Genomic DNA, 17,646 nt, shown 5'->3' with positions numbered 1-17,646 from the left:
GGTGAGCTGCTGCTGCGCTCTCTCCTGAGGTGACCGCGGCCGACCGGGGTGTCCCCCCGTCGAGACCGTCATCCTGGAGAGAAACCCATGTCTGTACTCACTTCTGAACAACTGCACGCTGCCCTGTCCCTGCGCGACCTGACCGATCCGGCCCAGGGACCACACGCCGTCCAGCAGGTCGTCGACTCGATCCGCACGGCGTTGGGCGCGGCCTGGCCGTACACGGAGATCTGGACCAGGCGCGACCATCCCGTGGTCAGCCTGGCCGACAACTACGACAACCTCGGGTACGCCGGTGACGCGGTGACCCGGGAGGCCCGCTACACCCGCTACGCGTCGGAGACCGAGGTACTGCGAAGTCACACCTCGGCGATGATCCCGCCGGCATTGCGTGAACTCGCCGAGTCCGCGGCATCCGACGTACTGATGGTGTGCGCGGGCATCTGTTACCGCCGCGATTCGGTGGACTGGCAACACACCGGTACGCCGCACCAGCTCGACCTCTGGCGGATCAGCCGGAACGTGACGCTCGGAGAGCCTGAGCTGGAAGACATGATTGCCCGACTGGTCGACACGGTCCTGCCCGGGCAGACGTACCGGACTGTGCCGGCGGTGCACCCCTACACGATCCATGGCCGTCAGATCGACGTGCTGCTGGACGATCAGTGGATCGAGATCGGTGAGTGCGGTGTGGCTGCTCCGCATGTCCTCCGCCAAGCCGGACTGGACGAGCGCTGGACCGGACTGGCGATGGGCCCGGGGCTCGATCGCTTGCTGATGCTCCGCAAGGGCATCCGCGATATCCGGCTGCTCAGGTCGACGGATCCCCGGGTGGCCGGGCAGATGCTGGATCTGACGCCGTACAAGCCGGTTTCGACCATGCCGCCGGTGCGTCGCGACCTCTCCGTGGTCGTGGACGCCTCTGCCGATGTGTCAGCGGAGGTGCTGGGCGACAAGGTCCGCGACGCGCTCGGACCGGACGCCGACGCTGCGGAGTCGCTGGACGTCTTGGGGGAGACGGCGTACGACGACCTGCCTCCAGCGGCTCGCGAACGGCTGCAACTGTCCCCGGGCCAGCGGAATCTGCTGGTCAGGCTGGTCCTCCGGCCGGTGGACCGCACGCTGACCGATGCCGAGGCCAATGTCCTGCGTGACAAGGTCTACCGGGCGCTGCACGAGGGGCCGGTCCTGGAGCTGATCGGTTAGCTCCGCCGGAGCTCGCGGGAGGCAACCAGGAACGCGCACACGGCGAGAGGTACCTCCAACAGGAGAGCCTCCGCCAGCGAGAGGGTGTGATCGGTCCCGGCGGCTGCTGTGCTGACGTCGAACCAGGCATCAGCCAGCAGCAATGTCCCCGCGGCCATCGCGGTCAGGACGGCGTACTTGTTGCGCGTGTGCAGCAGGTACGCCGTCAGTCCGGCGGCGAGCGCGGTCCCGCAATCCAGACCGATCCAGGCCAGCTTCCAGTGGTTGGCCTGGTAGGTGCTGGGCAGGCTCGCCGCGAGAATCAAGCACCACGGGAGCAGAACGGCCGCAACACCGGCAGCCACGAAGGTCGCCAGCCCACCGGGTGATCGGAGCGGGCGGAACCGGCCGTCCAGCCGACCCTCGGCGATGTAATCGTCCAGCGCCTCGGCCACCCGGTCGTCGATCGCATCCCCGAGCCGGCCGTCGAGGCCGTAATCGTTGATTGTCGTCGTCATACCTTCGAGGATTCCGCCGCGGGCGCCTCGGCACATTGTGGTCAGCCCACGGGTCGAGGTGGGGTTAACCCCCGGCCCGGGCCGTGGGATGTCCGGATGTCCGTGCCCATCCCGGCGACGTAAGTTGTGACCTGCGATCGGTCAGACACGGGGAGGTGGTTCGGGTGGCAGGAGTCGCGAGTCCGGTTCCCCGGGCGCCGTGGCGGCTGTGGCGGTCGCCGTACTTGTGGTTGGCAACGATCCATCTGCTCGGCGACATCGTCGTCGTCCTCACCTGCGGACTGGCGGTGCTGGCGGGGGTGATCGTCGCGATCGTCGGCTGGCCGCTCGGGTACGTCGGCGTGCCGCTGTCAGTCCGTGCGACCGACTTCGTCTACATGCTCGCCGGGTGGGAGCGGGGCCGGGCGGAGATCACCCGTGGGCAGTACGTGCCGGCCCTCTATCCACCCGCACTGACCGGTTCGGGCGGTGCCGACGCCACTGCGGCCGTGATTGACCGGGGGCTCTGGCGGCAGCTGCTCTACTACGTCCTGCTGTTGCCGATGGCAATGGTCTGGATCGCGGCGATCGTGGTCGCATGGTCGGTTCCACCGGTGCTGATCGGGCTGCCGCTGTACTTCTCGAAGTTCGCGGCAGCACAGGCCCAGCTCGGCCCGTTCGTGATCGACACGATGACGAAGGCGTCGATCGCCGCAGTGACCGGTGCGGTCTTCCTCCTGGTGGTGACGCCGTGGATGATGCGCTCGGCGTCGGCGCTGGACGGTCAGCTGGCCGGGTTGTTCCTCGGCCAGTCGATGAACAGGGCACTGGCCGAGCGCGTGACGCAACTGCTGACGAGCCGGCAGAAGGTGGTCGATTCGGCCGAGTCCGAGCGGCGGCGGATGGAGCGCGACCTGCACGACGGTGCCCAGCAGCGGCTCGTGTCGCTGGCGATGACGCTGGGCCGTGCGAAGAACCGCCTCGGGGACACCGATCCCGCGGTCCGCGTGCTGATCGACGAGGCACATTCCGAGGCGTTGCAGGCGATCGCCGAGATCCGCGACCTGACCCGGGGACTGCATCCACCGGTGCTGACGGACCGCGGCCTGGACGCGGCGATCTCGGCCGTCGCGGCCCGGTCACCGGTGCCGGTGCGGGTGACGGTCGAGGTGTACCCCCGGCCGTCGCTCACGATCGAGGCGATCGCGTACTTCGTCGTGACCGAGGCGCTGACGAACGTGGCCAAACACTCGGAGGCCGCGGAGGTCGACGTCCGGGTGTCGCGGCGCGGGAACCGGCTCCGCATCGAGGTGGACGACAACGGCAAGGGCGGCGCGGACTTCGCGGCCGGGACGGGGTTGCAGGGCTTGCACGATCGGGTGGCTGGTGTGGACGGATGGCTGGACGTGGTCAGTCCACCGGGCGGCGGGACGCTCCTGACGGCCGTGGTGCCATGCGAATGAACAGCGGAGGTGCAGCGGTGCGAGTGGTGATCGCCGAGGACTCGGTGTTGTTGCGTGAGGGCATTGTCAGACTGCTGGAGGAGCAGAACTGCACAGTGGTCGCCGCGGTCGGTGATGCGGAGGAGTTGCTGAAGGCCGTCGACCAGCACCGGCCCGACGTGTGCGTGGTCGACGTACGGATGCCGCCGACGTTCACCGACGAGGGTCTGCGTGCGGCGCTCGTCATTCGCGAGCAGTCCCCGCAGACCGGCGTACTCGTGCTGTCGCAGTACGTCGAGGAGCGGTATGCGAGCGAGCTGATCGGAGGCAACCCCGGCGGTGTCGGGTATCTGCTCAAGGACCGGGTGGCCGATGTGGATCAGTTCATCGACGGGCTGCGCCGGGTCGCGGACGGCGGTGCGGCGCTCGACCCGGAGGTGATCTCGCAGTTGCTGGTGCGATCACGGCGGGCCGATCCGCTCGCCGTACTGAGTCCGCGCGAGCAGGACGTCCTGCGGGCGATGGCGGAGGGCAGGTCGAACGGCGGGATCGCGCAGGCCCTGGTGGTCGGTGAAGGAGCCGTGGAGAAGCACATCAGCAACATCTTCATGAAGCTCGGGCTGACGCCGACCGACGGGGAGCACCGCCGCGTCCTCGCGGTCCTGAAGTTCCTGGAGACCTGATGGCACTCACAGTGGCACAGCGGAGGATGCTGGCGATCGGTCTGGTGCCGTTGCTGGTCCTCGTGGTCACGGGCGCCGCGGTGACGGTGAGCATCATCCGCGGGAAGCTGCCGTACGACTACTCGGCCAGCTTCGTGCCGGGGGCGCAGGGCGTGCAGATCGTGTCGGACTCGCATACTCAGTTGCTCGCCAGTGCCGACGGGCAGGTGCATGTCGCGGTCGACGGTTCGTACGCCGTGGAACAGCCTGCAATAAACATCACCACCACAAACGGTCTGCTGCACGTCCAGGCGAAATGCCCCGACACCCACTGCGAGATGGAGCTCACCGTCGAGGTGCCGTCGCAGTCCGCCGTACACGTCGAGGCTGAAGGAGAGTCCGTCGACGTCGTCAGGGTGGCGTCGCCGCTGGCGATCGACGTCAGCGACGGCTCCGTCACCACCAACCGCCTCCGAAGTCGCCAGGTCTCGGCAGACGTCCGGCGCGGCTCGATCGACCTGAACTTCGAGAGTCCACCCGACCAGGTGACAGCCAAGGCCAGCGATGGCTCTCTCACAGTCCAGCTGCCGCGGAACGTGACGTACGCGTTTGATGCGGTGGCATCCCAGGGATCCAACGACCTGGAGCTCCCGAGCGACCCAGCATCACCGCGCCACGTCGTGTTACGCACCAACTACGGGAGCATCACGGTCCACTAAGAGCAGCGCAGAAGGTCTGCGCCTTCGTGGTGATGGTGTCCCAGTTCGACGCGGCCACGTCAGCGGGGGAGACGACGTCGGTCCCTGCACTGACGGCCAGAGCGCCGGCGGTCAGGTAGTCGCGGGCGTTGCCGGCGTTGATCCCGCCGGACGGCACCAGCGGTACGCCGGGGAACGGGCCGTTGAGGTCCTTGAAGTACTTCGGACCGAGTTGATGCGCGGGGAAGATCTTCACCGCGTCCGAGCCCAGCGCCAGCGCGGTCATCACCTCCGAGGGAGTGAAAGCCCCGAGGATCACCGGGATCCCCGCGGACCGCGCAGCCTCGGCAATCGCGGCGGCGTCCGGCCCCTGACCAGGAGTGACCAGGAACTGCGCACCGGCGTCGATCGCCTGCTTGGCCTGGGCGCCGGTCTGGACAGTGCCGGCCCCGACCACCGCGCCGGTCTCTGCCGCGGTCGAAGCGGCGCGCTCGAGGTGCCGGGGGAGATCCGGAGTGGTGTAGGTCAGCTCCACCACATGGATGCCGCCAGCAACCAGCGCGGCGCACAGGTCGCGGGCGTCGGCGATCTCCGGAGCCCGGACAACCGTCAGCACCCGGTCCGCGCGCAGCAGGTCCAGCGTGTTCATCCGCGTCCTCGCTTCGCTCCGGGCGCGGACGAGGCACAAGGCGTGCTGTGCGCGCTGATGAACTCGCTTGGCTCGTTCATGAGATTCCTCTCGCAGTCGGAGTACGGCGGATCGCGCCGCCAGGCAGGGCGTCGGTGCGTTGACCGGCGTCGATCACGGGGACGCCGTTGACCAGGACGTACGGGATGCCCTCGGCCCGCTGCCGCGGCTCCTCGAAGGTCGCGGTGTCGCGAACCGTCGCGGGATCGAACAGCACCAGGTCGGCGACGTACCCCTCCCGGACCAGACCGCGGTCGGTCAGCCGCAGCCGCCGGGCGGGGCGGCCCGTGAGGTGGTGGATGCAGTCGGCCAACTCCAGTACGCCGAGCTCGCGGACGTACCGGCCGAGGTAGCGCGGGAACGTCCCCCACGACCGCGGATGCGGTTTGCCGCCGACCAAGATCCCGTCCGAGCCGCCGGTGTGGCTCGAGTGCTGCATGACCGTCCGCACGTTCTCCTCGTGCCCGACGTGCTGCAGGATCGACGTCGCCATGTTGTCCTCGACCAGCAAGTCGAAGAAGACGTCCGCCGGCGCACGGCCGTTCCCCGCCGCGAGCGCCGCAACGGTGTTGCCGACGGCACCGGTCAGTGCCGGGTTGCGTACGCCGCCGATCTCGATGGTGTTCCAGTCGGTCACGCAGCCGTGGCAGCCGTCCGACCCGACCTGCTCCATCTCGACGGCGATCCGGGCCCGTTGCTCCGGATCCTGCAGCCGGGCCAGTTGCGCGTCCGGCCCACCCTCGGCGGTCCAGCTTGGCAGGATCGCACCCAGGGTCGTTGACCCAGGCAAGTACGGGTAGGTGTCCGTGGTGACGTCGATGCCGTCCGCGAGCGCCTTGTCGATCATCGCGACGAGCTCGGCACCGCGACCGCGGTTCGGCTCGAAGTTCATCACCGCGTGGGTCAGGTGCAGCGCGCACCCGGATCGACGGGCCACCTCGACCATCTCGCCGTACGCGTCCAGTGCGTTCTTGCCGTACGACCGCTGGTGCGGACCGTAGTAGCCGCCGTACTGCGCGACGACACCACACAGCTCGACCAGTTCGTCGGTGGTCGCGAACATGCCTGGGGTGTAGGTGAGTCCGCTGCTCATCCCGACCGCGCCCTGCTCCAGACCCTCGGCCAGCAAGCGCTTCATCTCGTCGAGCTCGGCGCGGGTCGCCGGGCGGTTCTCGGTGCCGACGACCATCATCCGCAGCGTGCCCTGCGGGATCAGGTACGCCGCGTTGCACGCGATGCCCTGGTCGAGCCGGTCGAGGTACCCGGCGACCGTGGACCAGCTGAAGTCGAAGTCGTCGGGTTCGCCGTTCCAGCCGGCGATCTGGCGCCGGACCGCGGCCCGCGTCGGATCGTCGATCGGTGCGAACGACAACCCGTCCTGACCGAGCACCTCCAGCGTGACGCCCTGGCTCACCTTCGCCGTGTGGTCCGGGGTGGCCAGGATCTGCAGGTCGGAGTGCGCGTGCATGTCGATGAACCCGGGCGACAGAGCCAGGCCGGCCGCGTCGATCGTCCGCCGCGCCGGCGGCAGGTCGTTGCCGATGGCTACGATCCGGCCGCCGTCGACCGCCACGTCCGCCCGTACGCCGGGAGCACCGGACCCGTCCAGCACGAACGCGCCGGTGATCAGCAGGTCCGCCATGTCAGAAGAAGGTCCTGACCAGATCGACGACCACGGGATCCGCCGCGTCCGGATCGTCCACGACCGGGATCAGCCCCCACTTGTCGAACGCCGTACACGGATGCGACAACCCGATCCGCAGCTCGTCGCCGATCACCACTGGTACGTCGGTGAAGTGCAGGAACCCATGCTGGTCGTTGAGCTTCGTGACCGTCATCCCAGTGGCCTGCAGGACCGGCTCACCGTCGGACCGCGGCCGGATCAGCTGCGGCTCCGGCATGTCCTGGTCGAACGGCAGGTCGCGCTTGCCGGCGTCGAAGATCGCCAGCCCCGGCTCGGGCTGCGACGTGATCCGGACCCAGGCATGCATCGCCGACACCAGCCGCTCGCCGTCGGTCCGCGGTGTCTCGCCGAGAGGCGACACCCGGCGGTAGAGCCCGTCGTCATGACTGATGTACGCGCCGGACCGCAGTACGACGCGTGCACCGTCGGCGCCGAGCGGTCCGAGCACCTCGGCCACCAGCTCGAAGTACTGACTGCCACCGGCGCTGACCACCGGCGTGATGTCCGCGTCGTACAGACCCTTCAAGCGGTGGTGGATCCCAGCGAACTCACTGAGGTACGCCCGCACTCCCGCGAGACCGGCCTCGTCGACGCCATGCCCGACGGCGCCCTCGTATCCGGCGACTCCGGCCAGCCGCAGCGTCGACGCCGCCGCGATCGCCTCACCAACGGCCACCGCCGTCTCGGCATCCCTGGCGCCGGTCCGGCCGTCCAGTCCACCGATCTCGACGAGTACGTCGAGTGGCCGCGCGTCCGGACCGACGTACGCCGCCCGGGCCGCCTCCATGATCTCCACGGTCCGCACCGAGTCGGCCCAGCACAGCACCTCGAACTCCGGGTCCCGGGCGAGCTCGTCGGCGATCCAGCGCAGCTGCAGCGGGGAGATCACCGCGTTCGCGATCAGTACCCGGCGGACGCCGTAGGCACGGGCGACGCCGAGCTGGAAGACGTTCGCGAGCGTGATCGCCCAGGAGCCGGCGTCGAGCTGCATCGCCCAGAGCGCCGGGGCCATCGTGGTCTTGCCGTGCGGTGCGAGCTCGAGTCCGTGGTGGGCGGACCATCGGGCGAGGGTGTCGACGTTGTGACGCAGACCGGGCGCGGACAGCGTCATCACCGGAGTGGGCAGCTGGGACAGCCGGGGCTTGTCGGCCAGCACCTCCGCGACGGTCCGGCCCCAGAACGCGGGCGGTAGGGCCTTGTCTCGCCAGCTCACGGGCTGGTCGGCGAGGGCGGCGATGGCGTCGGCATCGTAGGCGGCTGGCATCTGCTCCCCTGATGGTGGTCGATATTGCAGAATGCGCAACGATGATTGCGCATTCTGACGATACGGTTGTAGCATCGCGCCGAAATCCCCGTCAACGACACGTGTCTCAGCTCCCATCCCATCACTCGCACCCTGAGGAGTGCCGATGGCCGAACCGCTCCCTGAGACGGCCGCCGCCCCAGACCTCGCCACCCCGGACCTCGCCGCCCCGGACCTGCCTGCGCCGGACCGTGCCGCCAAGGACCTGCCTGCGCCGGATCGTGCCGCCAAGGACCTGCCTGCGCCGGACCGTGCCGCGACGACCCCCGCTGCGATCTGCATCGGCGAGGCGATGATCATGCTGGCGGGGGAGACCGGGGCGCCGCTCGAGGACGTCGAGACGTTCCGGCGATCGGTCGGCGGAGCCGAGTGCAACGTGTCCGGCGGACTCGCCGCGCTCGACATCCCGACCGGCTGGATCTCGCGGCTGGGAGACGACGGCTTCGGTCGGCATGTCCTGCGCGACCTGCAGAAGCGCGGTGTGGAGGTCGGTGGAGTCGAGATAGACCCCGACCGGCCGACCGCGATGTATGTGAAGGAGTCGCGGGGCGGCCGCTCGCGGATGCACTACTACCGGACCGGTTCGGCGGCTTCGGCCATGACTCCCTCGTTCCTGGACCGGCCGACGGTCCGCGACCGGCTGGCACAGGCCAAGCTCGTGCACACCACCGGAATCACCGCAGCGATCTCCGACACAGCCGCACTGATGCTGGACAGCCTGGCTGAGCAGCAGCACGACTTCACCTTGAGCGTCGACCTCAACTGGCGCCCGGCTCTGTGGCGCGACAAGGACCCGGCGCCACTGTGGCGGTTGCTGCGCGCGGCGGACGTCGTACTGATCGGTGCTGACGAGGCGCTGGTGTTCGCCGGCACCAAGGACCCCGATGAGCTGCGTGAACTCCTTGGACCGCGGTCGACGCTGGTCCTGAAGGATGACGCGCACACCGCGCTGGTCCTGGAGCCGGACGGACGTCGTACTGAGGTCCCTGCGCTCACTGTCGAGGTGGTCGAGCCGGTCGGTGCGGGTGACGCGTTCGCTGCGGGCTTCCTGGCCGGGACGCTGCAAGGGCTGCCGATGGAGCAGCGGCTCCGGCTGGGGCACCTCGGTGCTGCGGCCGTGCTGGCCGTGCCGGAGGACCACGCTGCTCCGCTGGACCCTGCCGTGCGCCAGGCACTGCTGACCTGCTCCGATGAGGAGTGGGTCGCCACGCACGTCGGCCCGGCTGGTGTGAAGACGGCGGCATGAGTCAGAGTCTCGCCAGGGCGCTGCAGATCCTCGCCAGTCTGGGCGAGGGGGAGCGGTCGCTCGACCAGTTGGCGCAGGAGCTCGGCGTACACAAGACGACTGTGCTGCGGCTGCTGCGGACCATGGAAGCGGATCGGTTCGTACGCCGTGACGACGCGCACCGCTACCGGTTGGGGTCGCGGCTGTTCGCCCTGGCGGACGCGGCGCGCGAGCAACACGTCGTACGCGAGGTGGCGGCGCCACATCTGCGTCAGCTGAACCAGAAGACCGGTCAGACGGTCCACCTGGCGGCGTGGGAGAGCGGTGAGGTCATCTACGTCGACAAGCTCGACAGTGTGCGGTCGGTGCGGATGTACTCGCAGATCGGCGTACCGGCCGCGCTGCACTGCACGGCTGTCGGGAAGGTGCTGCTGGCGGCTCAGCCGAAGCGGATCCGGGAAGCGCTGCTCGAGTCGATCGAGTACCACGCGTTCACGCCGCAGACGATCACCGCTCCGGACGCTCTGCGCGCCGAACTGGACGCGGTCCGGGCGCAGGGATGGGCGCAGGACCGGGCCGAGCACGAGTCGTTCATCAACTGCATCGGTGCGCCCGTCGCCGACCAGCACGGCCGGATCGTGGGGGCCGTCTCGATCTCGGTACCCGACGTCCTGCTGGACTATGGGCAGGTGCTCGAGCTCCTGCCCGAGCTGCTCGCCACCACCAAGGCGATCAGCGCCGACTACAACTGAAGCGCCGACTACAGCTGAGGCGCCGACCGCAACTGAAGCGCCGACTACAACTGAGAGGTGTCAGACCTGATGTCCGACAAGACCGCCGTCTCCACCACCGAGGCGCCCGCGCCGATGCCGGTGTACTCGCAGGGCGTCCGCAAGGGCAACATCCTGCAGGTGTCCGGTCAGGGTTCGGTCGACCCGGCCACCGGCGAGTTCGTCTCCACCGGTGACGTGAAGGGCCAGACCACGCGGGTGCTGCAGAACGTCGAGGCGATCCTGAAGGCCGGCGGCGGCAGCTTCGACGACGTGGTGATGATGCGCGTCTACCTCACCAAGCGCGAGGACTTCGCCGTCATGAACGAGGCGTACGCCGAGTTCCTCTCCACCCGCACCCCCAGCGGCGTCCTCCCCTCCCGCACCACCGTCTTCACCGGCCTCCCCCGCGAAGACATGCTGGTCGAGATCGACGCCCTCGCCGTCCTCAGCTGATCCAACCCGCAAGGCACCTGGTGCTCTCCAGCAGCACCAGGTGCTACCGGTCGCCGTGATGAGTACATGAGCCACCGGGAGGAGATCACCCAACGGGACCTGCGGATGCGGTCGCGGGAGATCATGGATGCCGTCGAGGGTGGCCAGGTCTTCGTCGTCACGCGGGACGGCCACCGCATCGGCGAGCTGCTTCCGCTGCGCCGCCGGCGCCGGTTCGTCCCGCGGGCCGAGTTCGACACGAACATCATGATCCTCCGCAGGTCGATCGATCCTGCGGAGCTGCCGAGCGGGCCCGGCGGACGGACATCCTGCAGCGGGCGGAGAACGAGTTCGACCCGATTCCCCTCGACATCGAAGCAGCCGGACCTATGGACGATTCTGCTCACGATCGTCGCAGTGACGCGGCCGGACGACGCACGCGGCTTGTGATGCTCAGCGGCCGGTGGTGACTGGGTTGGTGAGGACGCCGACGCCGGGGATGCGGGATTCGGCGGTGTCGCCTGGGGTGATGTGAACGGCGCCGGGGGTGCCGGGGGAGATGATGTCGCCGGGGTAGAGGGGCATCACCTTGCTGTGGAAGCTGACCAGGAACGCGGGACTGAAAGCCATGTTCGCGATCGTGTTGCTGCGGTGGACCTCGCCGTTCAGGACCGTCGAGACCTCGACCGCGTCGAGTGAGCCCCAGTGCGCGAGTACGGCGTCCAGGCTGGTGATCCACGGGCCGAAGGAGAAGAAGCCGGGGAAGTTCTTCGACCGGGTCAGGAAGCGAGGGTTCTTCTCCAGGATGTCCTCGGCGGTCTGGTCCAGCACCGGAACGACGCCGAAGACGTGGTCGAGCGCCTCGTCCTCCTCCACCTGGTAGCACTCGCGGCCGATCACCAGCCCCAGTTCGGCCTCCGCCGTCGTCCGCCGGCTCTGCGACGGCACCGGGATCGGATCACCAGGACCGATGATCGTGTGGTCGCCCTTCATGAACGATGCCGGCTCGGTCGGCACGTTCGCGGACAGGTCACCGGCGTGCTCGAGGTAGTTCAGCCCGATGCCCCAGATCTTGCGTGGATTCCGGTACGGCGCCACGAACTCGGCCGACGGGTGGAACACGTCGTCCGGCGCGCGCTCCGCCGCGATCGCGAGCTCCGCCAGGGTCGTCGTACCGAACAGTGCCGGCAGGTCCGGAGCGAAGCCGAGGTCGGCGATCGGCACCACGCCGCGATCCGGATCGAGCACCACCGGTACTTCGTTGCCACTAGCAAGCTTCGCGGATCCCACTTGGACGAATCGGCCGGCCATGCTGCTCCTTCGACGCGCGTGTGACGTGTGCGCCACAGCCTAGGTGCGGACCTGTCCGTATATCGGGAGCGGATGCGATCTTCCCGCATCGTGGGATACGGTTTCGTCATGCAGGAAAATGCCGGACGCCATGGATCGGTGCAGTCCATCGATCGGGCGGTGGCGATCCTGCGCTGCTTCGATGCCCGGACGCCCGATCTCGGCATCAGCGACCTGGCCCGCGCGACCGGCCTGTCCACCAGCACCGTGCACCGGCTGCTGCTGGCGATGCAGGAGAACGGGCTGATCCGCCAGACGGCACACCGCCGGTACGCGATCGGTCCGCTGGTCGCCCAGTTGGCGCACAGCGGCGGGATCCCGGCGACCTTGCGCGACGCTGCGATGCCGGTACTGCGTGCCCTTCGCGACGAGACCGAGGAGACGGCGGCCGTGCACGAGTTGCTCCCGTCCGGGCAACGCGTCGTTCTCGATCAGGTCGAGAGCCGTCACCAGCTACGTCGTACCTACACCGAGTTCGGCATCCCGGTGCGGTTGCCACTAGGTGCTCCAGGCAAGGTTCTGCTGGCGTTCTCACCGTGGGAGCGGCAGGTCGAGGTGCTGGCCGGTCCGCTCGAGCAGGTGCTGCCGCAGACCATCACCGATCCGGTCGTGCTGGCCGCTCAGCTGGCCGAGATCCGGACCCGAGGGTTCGCGAAGTCCCTGTCCGAACGAACGCCCGGCATCAGATCCGTGGCCGCCCCGGTCTTCGACTTCTCCGGTGAGCCGGTCGGCTGCCTGTCGGTCTCGGGCCCGGAGATGCGGATGCCGGTGGAGCGGATGGACGAGTTCGGTGCGCGGGTGGTCGCCGCCGCGTGGTCGGTGTCCGAGCTGCTCGGCGCCACCCCGGCCGAACGCGACCGCGGTACGGCGCGCGCCTCGGAGCCGGCGGTCAGCCGCTCATGAACGGACCGGCAAGCCTCTGGAAGATCGCACCATCGGTCTATCTGCCCGCTCTGCTGTACGGCATCGGGCAAGGCGCGATCGCGCCCGTGGTCGCGGTGTCCGCCACTCACCTCGGCGCCTCGGTCGCCGTCGCCGGTCTGGTCGTGGCGGCGGCCGGTCTCGGCCAGGTCATCGGTGACATCCCGGCAGGCGCGCTCACCACCAAGATCGGTGAGCGGAGCGCGATGCTCGCCGCGACCGTGCTGGTCGCTCTGGCGCTGGCGGCCTGCATCGTCGTCCCGACGGTCTGGGGTCTGGCGATCGCGATCGGTGCGACCGGACTGGCCGGCGCGGTGTGGGGTCTGGCCCGTCAGGCGTACTTGAGCGAGGCCGTGCCGATCCAGTTGCGGGCCCGTGCCCTGTCCACTCTCGGCGGCGTACAGCGCATCGGCTCCTTCATCGGACCGTTCCTCGGCGCGTTCGCGATGCGCTTCCTCGGCACGGACGGCGCCTACTGGGTCCACCTGGTCGCCGCAGTCCTGGCGTGTGGCGTGCTGCTCAGTCTCCCCGACGTCGAGTCGGTACGACGTACGCGCGGGAGCCGGCCGGTGTCCGCGCAGTCGACCTGGGGTGTGATCCGCGACCACCTGCCAGTCCTGCGGACGCTCGGCGTCGGTGCACTGCTGGTCGGTGCGGTCCGTGCGTCACGGCAGGTGGTCATTCCCCTGTGGGCGTTGCACATCGGGCTCGATCCGCAGACCACCAGCATCATCTTCGGGCTGTCCGGCGCGGTCGACATGCTGCTGTTCTATCCGGCCGGGTCGGTGATGGACCGCCTCGGCCGCAAGTGGGTCGCCGTACCGTCCATGCTTGTGCTCGGGCTGGCGCATCTGCTGCTGCCGCTGACACACACCACGGTCGCACTCACCGCGGTCGCGTTGCTGATGGGTGTCGGCAACGGTCTGGGCGCCGGCGTGATCATGACGCTGGGTGCGGATGCCTCTCCGCCGATTGGGCGCGCGCAGTTCCTCGGTGCGTTCCGGCTGTTCGCCGACACCGGGAACGGCAGCGGGCCATTGCTGCTGGCCGGGGCTACAGCTCTGTTCGGACTCGCTCCGGCGATCGTCATCATGGCACTCACCGGATGGGCCGCGGCCACGGCGATGCATCGCTGGATCCCGCCGCACCCGACCGCCGAAGCACCGGCCTGACGGAACCGATTTGGTTTCCGGTGTCACGGTCAGGCACAATGAACACTGCCGAAGACCGCTGGTCGTCACTTTCGAGTGACTGAAGGTCCCACAGATTGAGTGGGCGGCCCGCGTAGGTGACTTGGACAGTGTGACATCAGTATGTTCACGCCCTTGCGCCTGCGCAGGGGCGTTTTCTCGTTCTGAGGGGCCGGCCGGGGTCGAGGCGTTGAAGCCAAACCCTGCGAAAGCAGGTTGGAAGGAGACCCCATGGCGAGGCCGGACAAGGCAGCCGCTGTCGCCGAGCTCACGGACGAGTTCCGCAGCTCGAACGGCGCAGTGCTGACCGAGTACCGCGGTCTCACCGTGGCGCAGCTGCGGCAACTGCGTACTGCGCTCGGTGACGACGTGAACTACGCCGTGGTGAAGAACACGCTGACCAAGATCGCGGCCAAGGACGCCGGTGTCGACTCGTTCGACTCGCTGCTCGAGGGCCCATCGGCAATCGCCTTCATCAAGGGCGACCCGGTGACCGCGGCCAAGGGACTGCGTGACTTCGCCAAGGCGAATCCCCTTCTCGTCATCAAGGGTGGAGTGCTGGAAGGCAAGGCACTCGGCTCTGACGAGATCAGCAAGCTCGCTGACCTGGAGTCGCGTGAGGTTCTCCTCGCGAAGCTCGCAGGTGCGATGAAGGCGGCCCCGCAGCAAGCGGTGTCGCTGTTCGCTGCTCCGCTGTCGCAGGCCGCGCGCCTGTTCGCGGCGCTGCAGGAGAAGCTGCCGGCCGAGGCCGCCCCCGTGCAGGACACGGTTGCGGACGAGGCGCCGGCCGTGCAGGACACGGTCGAGGCACCTGCCGAGGCGAGCACCGAGGAGGCCGCGGCAGCCGACAGCTGACGCGGATCTCACCCGTAACACCCCATCAGTGATCACGAAGTACCACCATTAGGAAGGACCGCCACCATGGCGAAGCTCAGCACCGAAGAGCTGCTCGGCCAGTTCAAGGAACTGACCCTGCTGGAGCTCTCGGAGTTCGTTAAGGCGTTCGAGGAGGAGTTCGGCGTGACCGCCGCTGCTCCGGTCGCCGTTGCCGCCGCTGCTCCGGGTGCCCCGGCGGCCGCTGCCGAGGAGGCCGCGGAGCAGGACGAGTTCGACGTCGTTCTCGAGAGCGCCGGCGACAAGAAGATCCAGGTCATCAAGGAGGTGCGCGGTCTCACCAGCCTTGGTCTGAAGGAGGCCAAGGACCTCGTCGAGGCGGCTCCGAAGCCGATCCTGGAGAAGGTCGACAAGGCTGCCGCGGAGAAGGCCAAGGAGGCCCTCGAGGGCGCCGGCGCCACCGTCACCCTGAAGTGACCTGTGCGGCCTCAGCCGCACACCAAGCAGTACGCCGAAGGGCGGTCCTACCCAGGACCGCCCTTCGTCACGTTCCGGAGCGCCCCGACCCGGCTCAGCGCCCAGAGCCACGCCAGTGCCCAGACCCACGCGGCGAGTACATCGGTCGGATAGTGCCGTCCGAGGGCCAACTGCGACCATCCGACCGCCAGTAGGACAGCCGCTCCCAGCAGAACTGCGGCCGGTCGCGGGTACAGGATCAGCACCAGCGCACCGACCAGAGCCGCGGTGTTCGCCGCGTGACCACTCGGGAAGCTGTACTCCGACACTTCCGGTGGCAACGGCCAGAGGTCTGGTCGCGACCGCCCGACGAGCTGCTTCAGCAGCGGATTCACCGCCCACACGACGCCGACCCCGGCCACGAAGAACATCGCGTCCGTCGACCGGCGGAGCGCCAGCAGTACAACCAGGACGACGACTGCGACGGTTGCGAGTCGTTCCAGTTCGGTCAGGTCGCTGACAATCCGGGCAACCGTCGCGTCGTCGTGGACCCAGAGCAGGAGATCTTCTTCGAAGACCGTCAGACTCCGATCCGGTGCCATGGGCCCCAGATGGCGAAGGACATGCCGCGGCTGGCCTGGATGTTGACGAACAGCGTGTGGCCATCGGGGCTGAAGGTGGAGCCGGCGAACTCGTCGCCGGAGCGGTCCACCCCGGTGCTGCTGGTCAGCCGGTTCAGCGCGATGTCGAACAGCTGGCCGCCCCGCGACAGGCCACGCAGGTAGTTGTCCTCGGTGTTGTCCTCGCAGACCACCAGGGTTCCGCGCTTGCTGGTCGTCACGTTGTCCGGGAAGTCCAGCGTCGCCCGGTTCGGCGACTGGTAGATCAGCTGCAGCTTCCGCGCCCGGGTGTGGTAAGCCCAGATCTGGCCGAACCCGTTGCCGTATCCACCGACCGGATCCGGCCCGGTCTCCGCGGCGCCACCACCCTGCGTCGAGCAGAAGTACACGACGTTGTCGTCGTACACCTGTCCTTCCAGCCGGGAGAAGTACGCCGCTCCCTGCGCGCGGCCCTGGTCGCCGACGTACACGAGCGCCTGGTCGTTCGTCGTCGGCGCGGTCTGCCCTGGTGTGTACGGGAACGCCGGGGCCGGGTCGTCGATGTCGACCCAGGTGACGTCGTACGTCGCCCGCCGCGGCTGCTCGGCGGCCAGGTTGAGGTTCGGACGGCCTTTGACGGCCAGCATCTGCAACCGGCCGCCGTCCTCGATCCGCCCGTGTTTCATCGGGTTCCGCGGTGGGCGATAGCGGAAGAACCCGGACGGGAACGCGAAGTTGTCCTCGGTCAGGTAGAGGAACCCGTCCCTGGGATCGAACGAGACGGCCTCGTGCGCGAAGCGGCCGGCGTGGGTGATCGGCTCGCGCTCGGACTGGCCGCGGGCCGGGACCTCGAAGACGAAACCGTGCGGTTTGGTCAGCGCCACGTTCGGCGCGCCGGTGAAGTCGGGTCCGACGTCGGGCCCGTTCACCGTTTCCTCACAGGTGATCCAGCTGCCCCACGGCATGATTCCGCCGCTGCAGTTCATCATCGTGCCGTTCAGGCTGGTGTAGGCGTCGACCACCTCGCCGAACCGCGTCACCTCGATCGTCGTCGTCCCGCCTTGTGCCATCGCGTCGTACGGCGTCCCCGGACCGAACGGCGTACCGGGGTTGTTCAGCTCGTGGTTGCGGACCAGCACGATGTTGCCGTTGCGCCGGGTGAACGCGCCCATGCCGTCGTGCCGTCCAGGCAGGTCCGTTCCGTCGGTCAGCACGACCGGGAACTCCGTGTCGTGGAAGGACCGGTAGTTGAAGCCCTCCGGCAGATGCAGCCGGACCTTGCCGTCGCGCTGATCCGGAATCGCCCGCAGCGCCCGGAACGGCGCACCGCTCCGCGGCGACGCGACCGCCTGCTGGGCCACGAATCCCTGGAACGGCCCGGCCGCGAACACACCGCCCGCGACGGCCGCGCTGCCCTTGAGGAATGTTCGTCGTTCGATGCTCATCCGTCGTCCCCTCCATGGCGTGCGGAACCTTTGATCGACGCTAACTTTCGGGTCGCGGTCGGGACAGACCTCAGGCAGCCGCTAAGATCGCCGGTGCCGTGTGCCTATCAGCACTCCGTGTCGGCCGATCGACGCACCGTGATCGGCGTGACCGGAGCGTGACCAAGCGGTCACCGTCGCTTGACATGCGGGGGTTACGGAAAACCGTACTCGTGCGTAACCTAGGCAACCGTGCCTCGTTGGACCGGGCAGAAACTCGTCG

The 17,646-nt window shown here is 68.6% G+C and carries 19 protein-coding genes; 12 read left to right on the top strand and 7 right to left on the bottom strand.

The genetic code is table 11. The annotated features are described in order from the left end of the window. The first annotated feature begins 87 nt into the window (after positions 1-87). Positions 88-1,206, top strand: coding sequence for a hypothetical protein (locus ACGFH6_RS04310; protein ID WP_393380360.1), 1,119 nt, complete (start codon positions 88-90; stop codon positions 1,204-1,206). Here ACGFH6_RS04310 and ACGFH6_RS04305 read toward each other — a convergent pair. Beyond that, entirely contained in the window at positions 1,203-1,703 is a 501-nt protein-coding gene (locus tag ACGFH6_RS04305; protein WP_393380358.1) for a hypothetical protein, read from the bottom strand. The genes ACGFH6_RS04310 and ACGFH6_RS04305 overlap by 4 nt on opposite strands. Before the next feature lie 164 nt (positions 1,704-1,867). On the opposite strand from ACGFH6_RS04305, the gene ACGFH6_RS04300 reads away from it, so the two are divergent. The 3 genes from ACGFH6_RS04300 to ACGFH6_RS04290 are packed head-to-tail and all read left to right on the top strand — an operon-like array spanning position 1,868 to position 4,505. Beyond that, entirely contained in the window at positions 1,868-3,145 is a 1,278-nt protein-coding gene (locus ACGFH6_RS04300; RefSeq protein ID WP_393380356.1) for a sensor histidine kinase, read from the top strand. A 17-nt stretch (positions 3,146-3,162) separates the two neighbouring features. Beyond that, positions 3,163-3,807, top strand: a complete 645-nt coding sequence (locus ACGFH6_RS04295; RefSeq protein ID WP_393380352.1) for a response regulator — start codon at positions 3,163-3,165, stop codon at positions 3,805-3,807. Beyond that, on the top strand, positions 3,807-4,505 hold the full coding sequence (locus tag ACGFH6_RS04290; RefSeq protein ID WP_393380350.1) for a DUF4097 family beta strand repeat-containing protein: 699 nt from the start codon (positions 3,807-3,809) through the stop codon (positions 4,503-4,505). The genes ACGFH6_RS04295 and ACGFH6_RS04290 overlap by 1 nt, the downstream gene beginning before the upstream one ends. On the opposite strand, the gene ACGFH6_RS04285 is transcribed toward ACGFH6_RS04290, so the two are convergent. The 3 genes from ACGFH6_RS04285 to ACGFH6_RS04275 all read right to left on the bottom strand — a co-directional run bounded on the left by ACGFH6_RS04285 (position 4,492) and on the right by ACGFH6_RS04275 (position 8,120). Continuing rightward, positions 4,492-5,133, bottom strand: coding sequence for a bifunctional 4-hydroxy-2-oxoglutarate aldolase/2-dehydro-3-deoxy-phosphogluconate aldolase (locus ACGFH6_RS04285; RefSeq protein ID WP_393380348.1), 642 nt, complete (start codon positions 5,131-5,133; stop codon positions 4,492-4,494). The genes ACGFH6_RS04290 and ACGFH6_RS04285 overlap by 14 nt on opposite strands. A 76-nt stretch (positions 5,134-5,209) precedes the next feature. Beyond that, the gene (locus tag ACGFH6_RS04280; protein WP_393380346.1) at positions 5,210-6,814 is read right to left on the bottom strand and encodes an amidohydrolase family protein; all 1,605 of its coding nucleotides are present in this window, start codon (positions 6,812-6,814) and stop codon (positions 5,210-5,212) included. A 1-nt stretch (position 6,815) separates the two neighbouring features. Continuing rightward, complete coding sequence (locus tag ACGFH6_RS04275; RefSeq protein WP_393380345.1) at positions 6,816-8,120, bottom strand: amino acid deaminase; 1,305 nt, start codon at positions 8,118-8,120, stop codon at positions 6,816-6,818. 145 nt (positions 8,121-8,265) lie between these two features. On the opposite strand from ACGFH6_RS04275, the gene ACGFH6_RS04270 reads away from it, so the two are divergent. The 4 genes from ACGFH6_RS04270 (at position 8,266) to ACGFH6_RS04255 (ending at position 11,039) form a co-directional block, all read left to right on the top strand. Beyond that, entirely contained in the window at positions 8,266-9,405 is a 1,140-nt protein-coding gene (locus ACGFH6_RS04270; protein WP_393380343.1) for a sugar kinase, read from the top strand. Further along, entirely contained in the window at positions 9,402-10,136 is a 735-nt protein-coding gene (locus ACGFH6_RS04265; protein ID WP_393380341.1) for an IclR family transcriptional regulator, read from the top strand. The genes ACGFH6_RS04270 and ACGFH6_RS04265 overlap by 4 nt, the downstream gene beginning before the upstream one ends. A 69-nt stretch (positions 10,137-10,205) precedes the next feature. Next, the gene (locus tag ACGFH6_RS04260; RefSeq protein ID WP_131361066.1) at positions 10,206-10,610 is read left to right on the top strand and encodes a RidA family protein; all 405 of its coding nucleotides are present in this window, start codon (positions 10,206-10,208) and stop codon (positions 10,608-10,610) included. 66 nt (positions 10,611-10,676) lie between these two features. Beyond that, positions 10,677-11,039, top strand: coding sequence for a type II toxin-antitoxin system Phd/YefM family antitoxin (locus tag ACGFH6_RS04255; RefSeq protein ID WP_393380338.1), 363 nt, complete (start codon positions 10,677-10,679; stop codon positions 11,037-11,039). A gap of 3 nt (positions 11,040-11,042) precedes the next feature. Here the strand turns inward: ACGFH6_RS04255 and ACGFH6_RS04250 are convergent, their stop codons facing one another. Continuing rightward, positions 11,043-11,900, bottom strand: a complete 858-nt coding sequence (locus tag ACGFH6_RS04250; RefSeq protein WP_393380336.1) for a fumarylacetoacetate hydrolase family protein — start codon at positions 11,898-11,900, stop codon at positions 11,043-11,045. 108 nt (positions 11,901-12,008) lie between these two features. Between ACGFH6_RS04250 and ACGFH6_RS04245 the strand changes: the two genes are divergently transcribed. The 4 genes from ACGFH6_RS04245 to rplL all read left to right on the top strand — a co-directional run bounded on the left by ACGFH6_RS04245 (position 12,009) and on the right by rplL (position 15,361). Next, a complete protein-coding gene (locus ACGFH6_RS04245; RefSeq protein ID WP_393380334.1) occupies positions 12,009-12,842 on the top strand; it encodes an IclR family transcriptional regulator in 834 nt (277 codons plus the stop codon). After that, positions 12,839-14,032: an MFS transporter gene (locus ACGFH6_RS04240; RefSeq protein ID WP_393380332.1), complete on the top strand. Its 1,194-nt coding sequence runs from the start codon at positions 12,839-12,841 to the stop codon at positions 14,030-14,032. The genes ACGFH6_RS04245 and ACGFH6_RS04240 overlap by 4 nt, the downstream gene beginning before the upstream one ends. Before the next feature lie 249 nt (positions 14,033-14,281). Further along, complete coding sequence (gene rplJ, locus ACGFH6_RS04235) at positions 14,282-14,905, top strand: 50S ribosomal protein L10 (protein ID WP_393380330.1); 624 nt, start codon at positions 14,282-14,284, stop codon at positions 14,903-14,905. Between the two features lie 66 nt (positions 14,906-14,971). Further along, on the top strand, positions 14,972-15,361 hold the full coding sequence (gene rplL, locus ACGFH6_RS04230; RefSeq protein ID WP_360446709.1) for a 50S ribosomal protein L7/L12: 390 nt from the start codon (positions 14,972-14,974) through the stop codon (positions 15,359-15,361). A gap of 47 nt (positions 15,362-15,408) precedes the next feature. On the opposite strand, the gene ACGFH6_RS04225 is transcribed toward rplL, so the two are convergent. Together ACGFH6_RS04225 and ACGFH6_RS04220 are read right to left on the bottom strand one after the other, a co-directional pair. Beyond that, the gene (locus tag ACGFH6_RS04225; RefSeq protein ID WP_393380328.1) at positions 15,409-15,942 is read right to left on the bottom strand and encodes a phosphatase PAP2 family protein; all 534 of its coding nucleotides are present in this window, start codon (positions 15,940-15,942) and stop codon (positions 15,409-15,411) included. Next, positions 15,921-17,384, bottom strand: a complete 1,464-nt coding sequence (locus tag ACGFH6_RS04220; protein ID WP_393380326.1) for a PhoX family protein — start codon at positions 17,382-17,384, stop codon at positions 15,921-15,923. The genes ACGFH6_RS04225 and ACGFH6_RS04220 overlap by 22 nt, the downstream gene beginning before the upstream one ends. Positions 17,385-17,646: the final 262 nt, after the last annotated feature.

Source organism: Kribbella sp. NPDC049227 (genome assembly GCF_043197265.1).
Lineage (GTDB): Bacteria > Actinomycetota > Actinomycetes > Propionibacteriales > Kribbellaceae > Kribbella.
Note: the sequence above shows the minus strand (reverse complement) of the source record. Positions and strands in the feature narration are given on the sequence as shown.

What these genes read in the sequence shown, in the direction of transcription:
- ACGFH6_RS04310 (WP_393380360.1), top strand. Translation starts at nt 88, where the DNA reads ATGTCTGTACTCACTTCTGAACAACTGCACGCTGCCCTGTCCCTGCGC.
- ACGFH6_RS04305 (WP_393380358.1), bottom strand. Translation starts at nt 1,703, where the DNA reads ATGACGACGACAATCAACGATTACGGCCTCGACGGCCGGCTCGGGGAT.
- ACGFH6_RS04290 (WP_393380350.1), top strand. Translation starts at nt 3,807, where the DNA reads ATGGCACTCACAGTGGCACAGCGGAGGATGCTGGCGATCGGTCTGGTG.
- ACGFH6_RS04285 (WP_393380348.1), bottom strand. Translation starts at nt 5,133, where the DNA reads ATGAACACGCTGGACCTGCTGCGCGCGGACCGGGTGCTGACGGTTGTC.
- ACGFH6_RS04280 (WP_393380346.1), bottom strand. Translation starts at nt 6,814, where the DNA reads ATGGCGGACCTGCTGATCACCGGCGCGTTCGTGCTGGACGGGTCCGGT.
- ACGFH6_RS04275 (WP_393380345.1), bottom strand. Translation starts at nt 8,120, where the DNA reads ATGCCAGCCGCCTACGATGCCGACGCCATCGCCGCCCTCGCCGACCAG.
- ACGFH6_RS04270 (WP_393380343.1), top strand. Translation starts at nt 8,266, where the DNA reads ATGGCCGAACCGCTCCCTGAGACGGCCGCCGCCCCAGACCTCGCCACC.
- ACGFH6_RS04265 (WP_393380341.1), top strand. Translation starts at nt 9,402, where the DNA reads ATGAGTCAGAGTCTCGCCAGGGCGCTGCAGATCCTCGCCAGTCTGGGC.
- ACGFH6_RS04260 (WP_131361066.1), top strand. Translation starts at nt 10,206, where the DNA reads ATGTCCGACAAGACCGCCGTCTCCACCACCGAGGCGCCCGCGCCGATG.
- ACGFH6_RS04255 (WP_393380338.1), top strand. Translation starts at nt 10,677, where the DNA reads ATGAGCCACCGGGAGGAGATCACCCAACGGGACCTGCGGATGCGGTCG.
- ACGFH6_RS04250 (WP_393380336.1), bottom strand. Translation starts at nt 11,900, where the DNA reads ATGGCCGGCCGATTCGTCCAAGTGGGATCCGCGAAGCTTGCTAGTGGC.
- ACGFH6_RS04245 (WP_393380334.1), top strand. Translation starts at nt 12,009, where the DNA reads ATGCAGGAAAATGCCGGACGCCATGGATCGGTGCAGTCCATCGATCGG.
- ACGFH6_RS04240 (WP_393380332.1), top strand. Translation starts at nt 12,839, where the DNA reads ATGAACGGACCGGCAAGCCTCTGGAAGATCGCACCATCGGTCTATCTG.
- rplJ (WP_393380330.1), top strand. Translation starts at nt 14,282, where the DNA reads ATGGCGAGGCCGGACAAGGCAGCCGCTGTCGCCGAGCTCACGGACGAG.
- rplL (WP_360446709.1), top strand. Translation starts at nt 14,972, where the DNA reads ATGGCGAAGCTCAGCACCGAAGAGCTGCTCGGCCAGTTCAAGGAACTG.
- ACGFH6_RS04225 (WP_393380328.1), bottom strand. Translation starts at nt 15,942, where the DNA reads ATGGCACCGGATCGGAGTCTGACGGTCTTCGAAGAAGATCTCCTGCTC.
- ACGFH6_RS04220 (WP_393380326.1), bottom strand. Translation starts at nt 17,384, where the DNA reads ATGAGCATCGAACGACGAACATTCCTCAAGGGCAGCGCGGCCGTCGCG.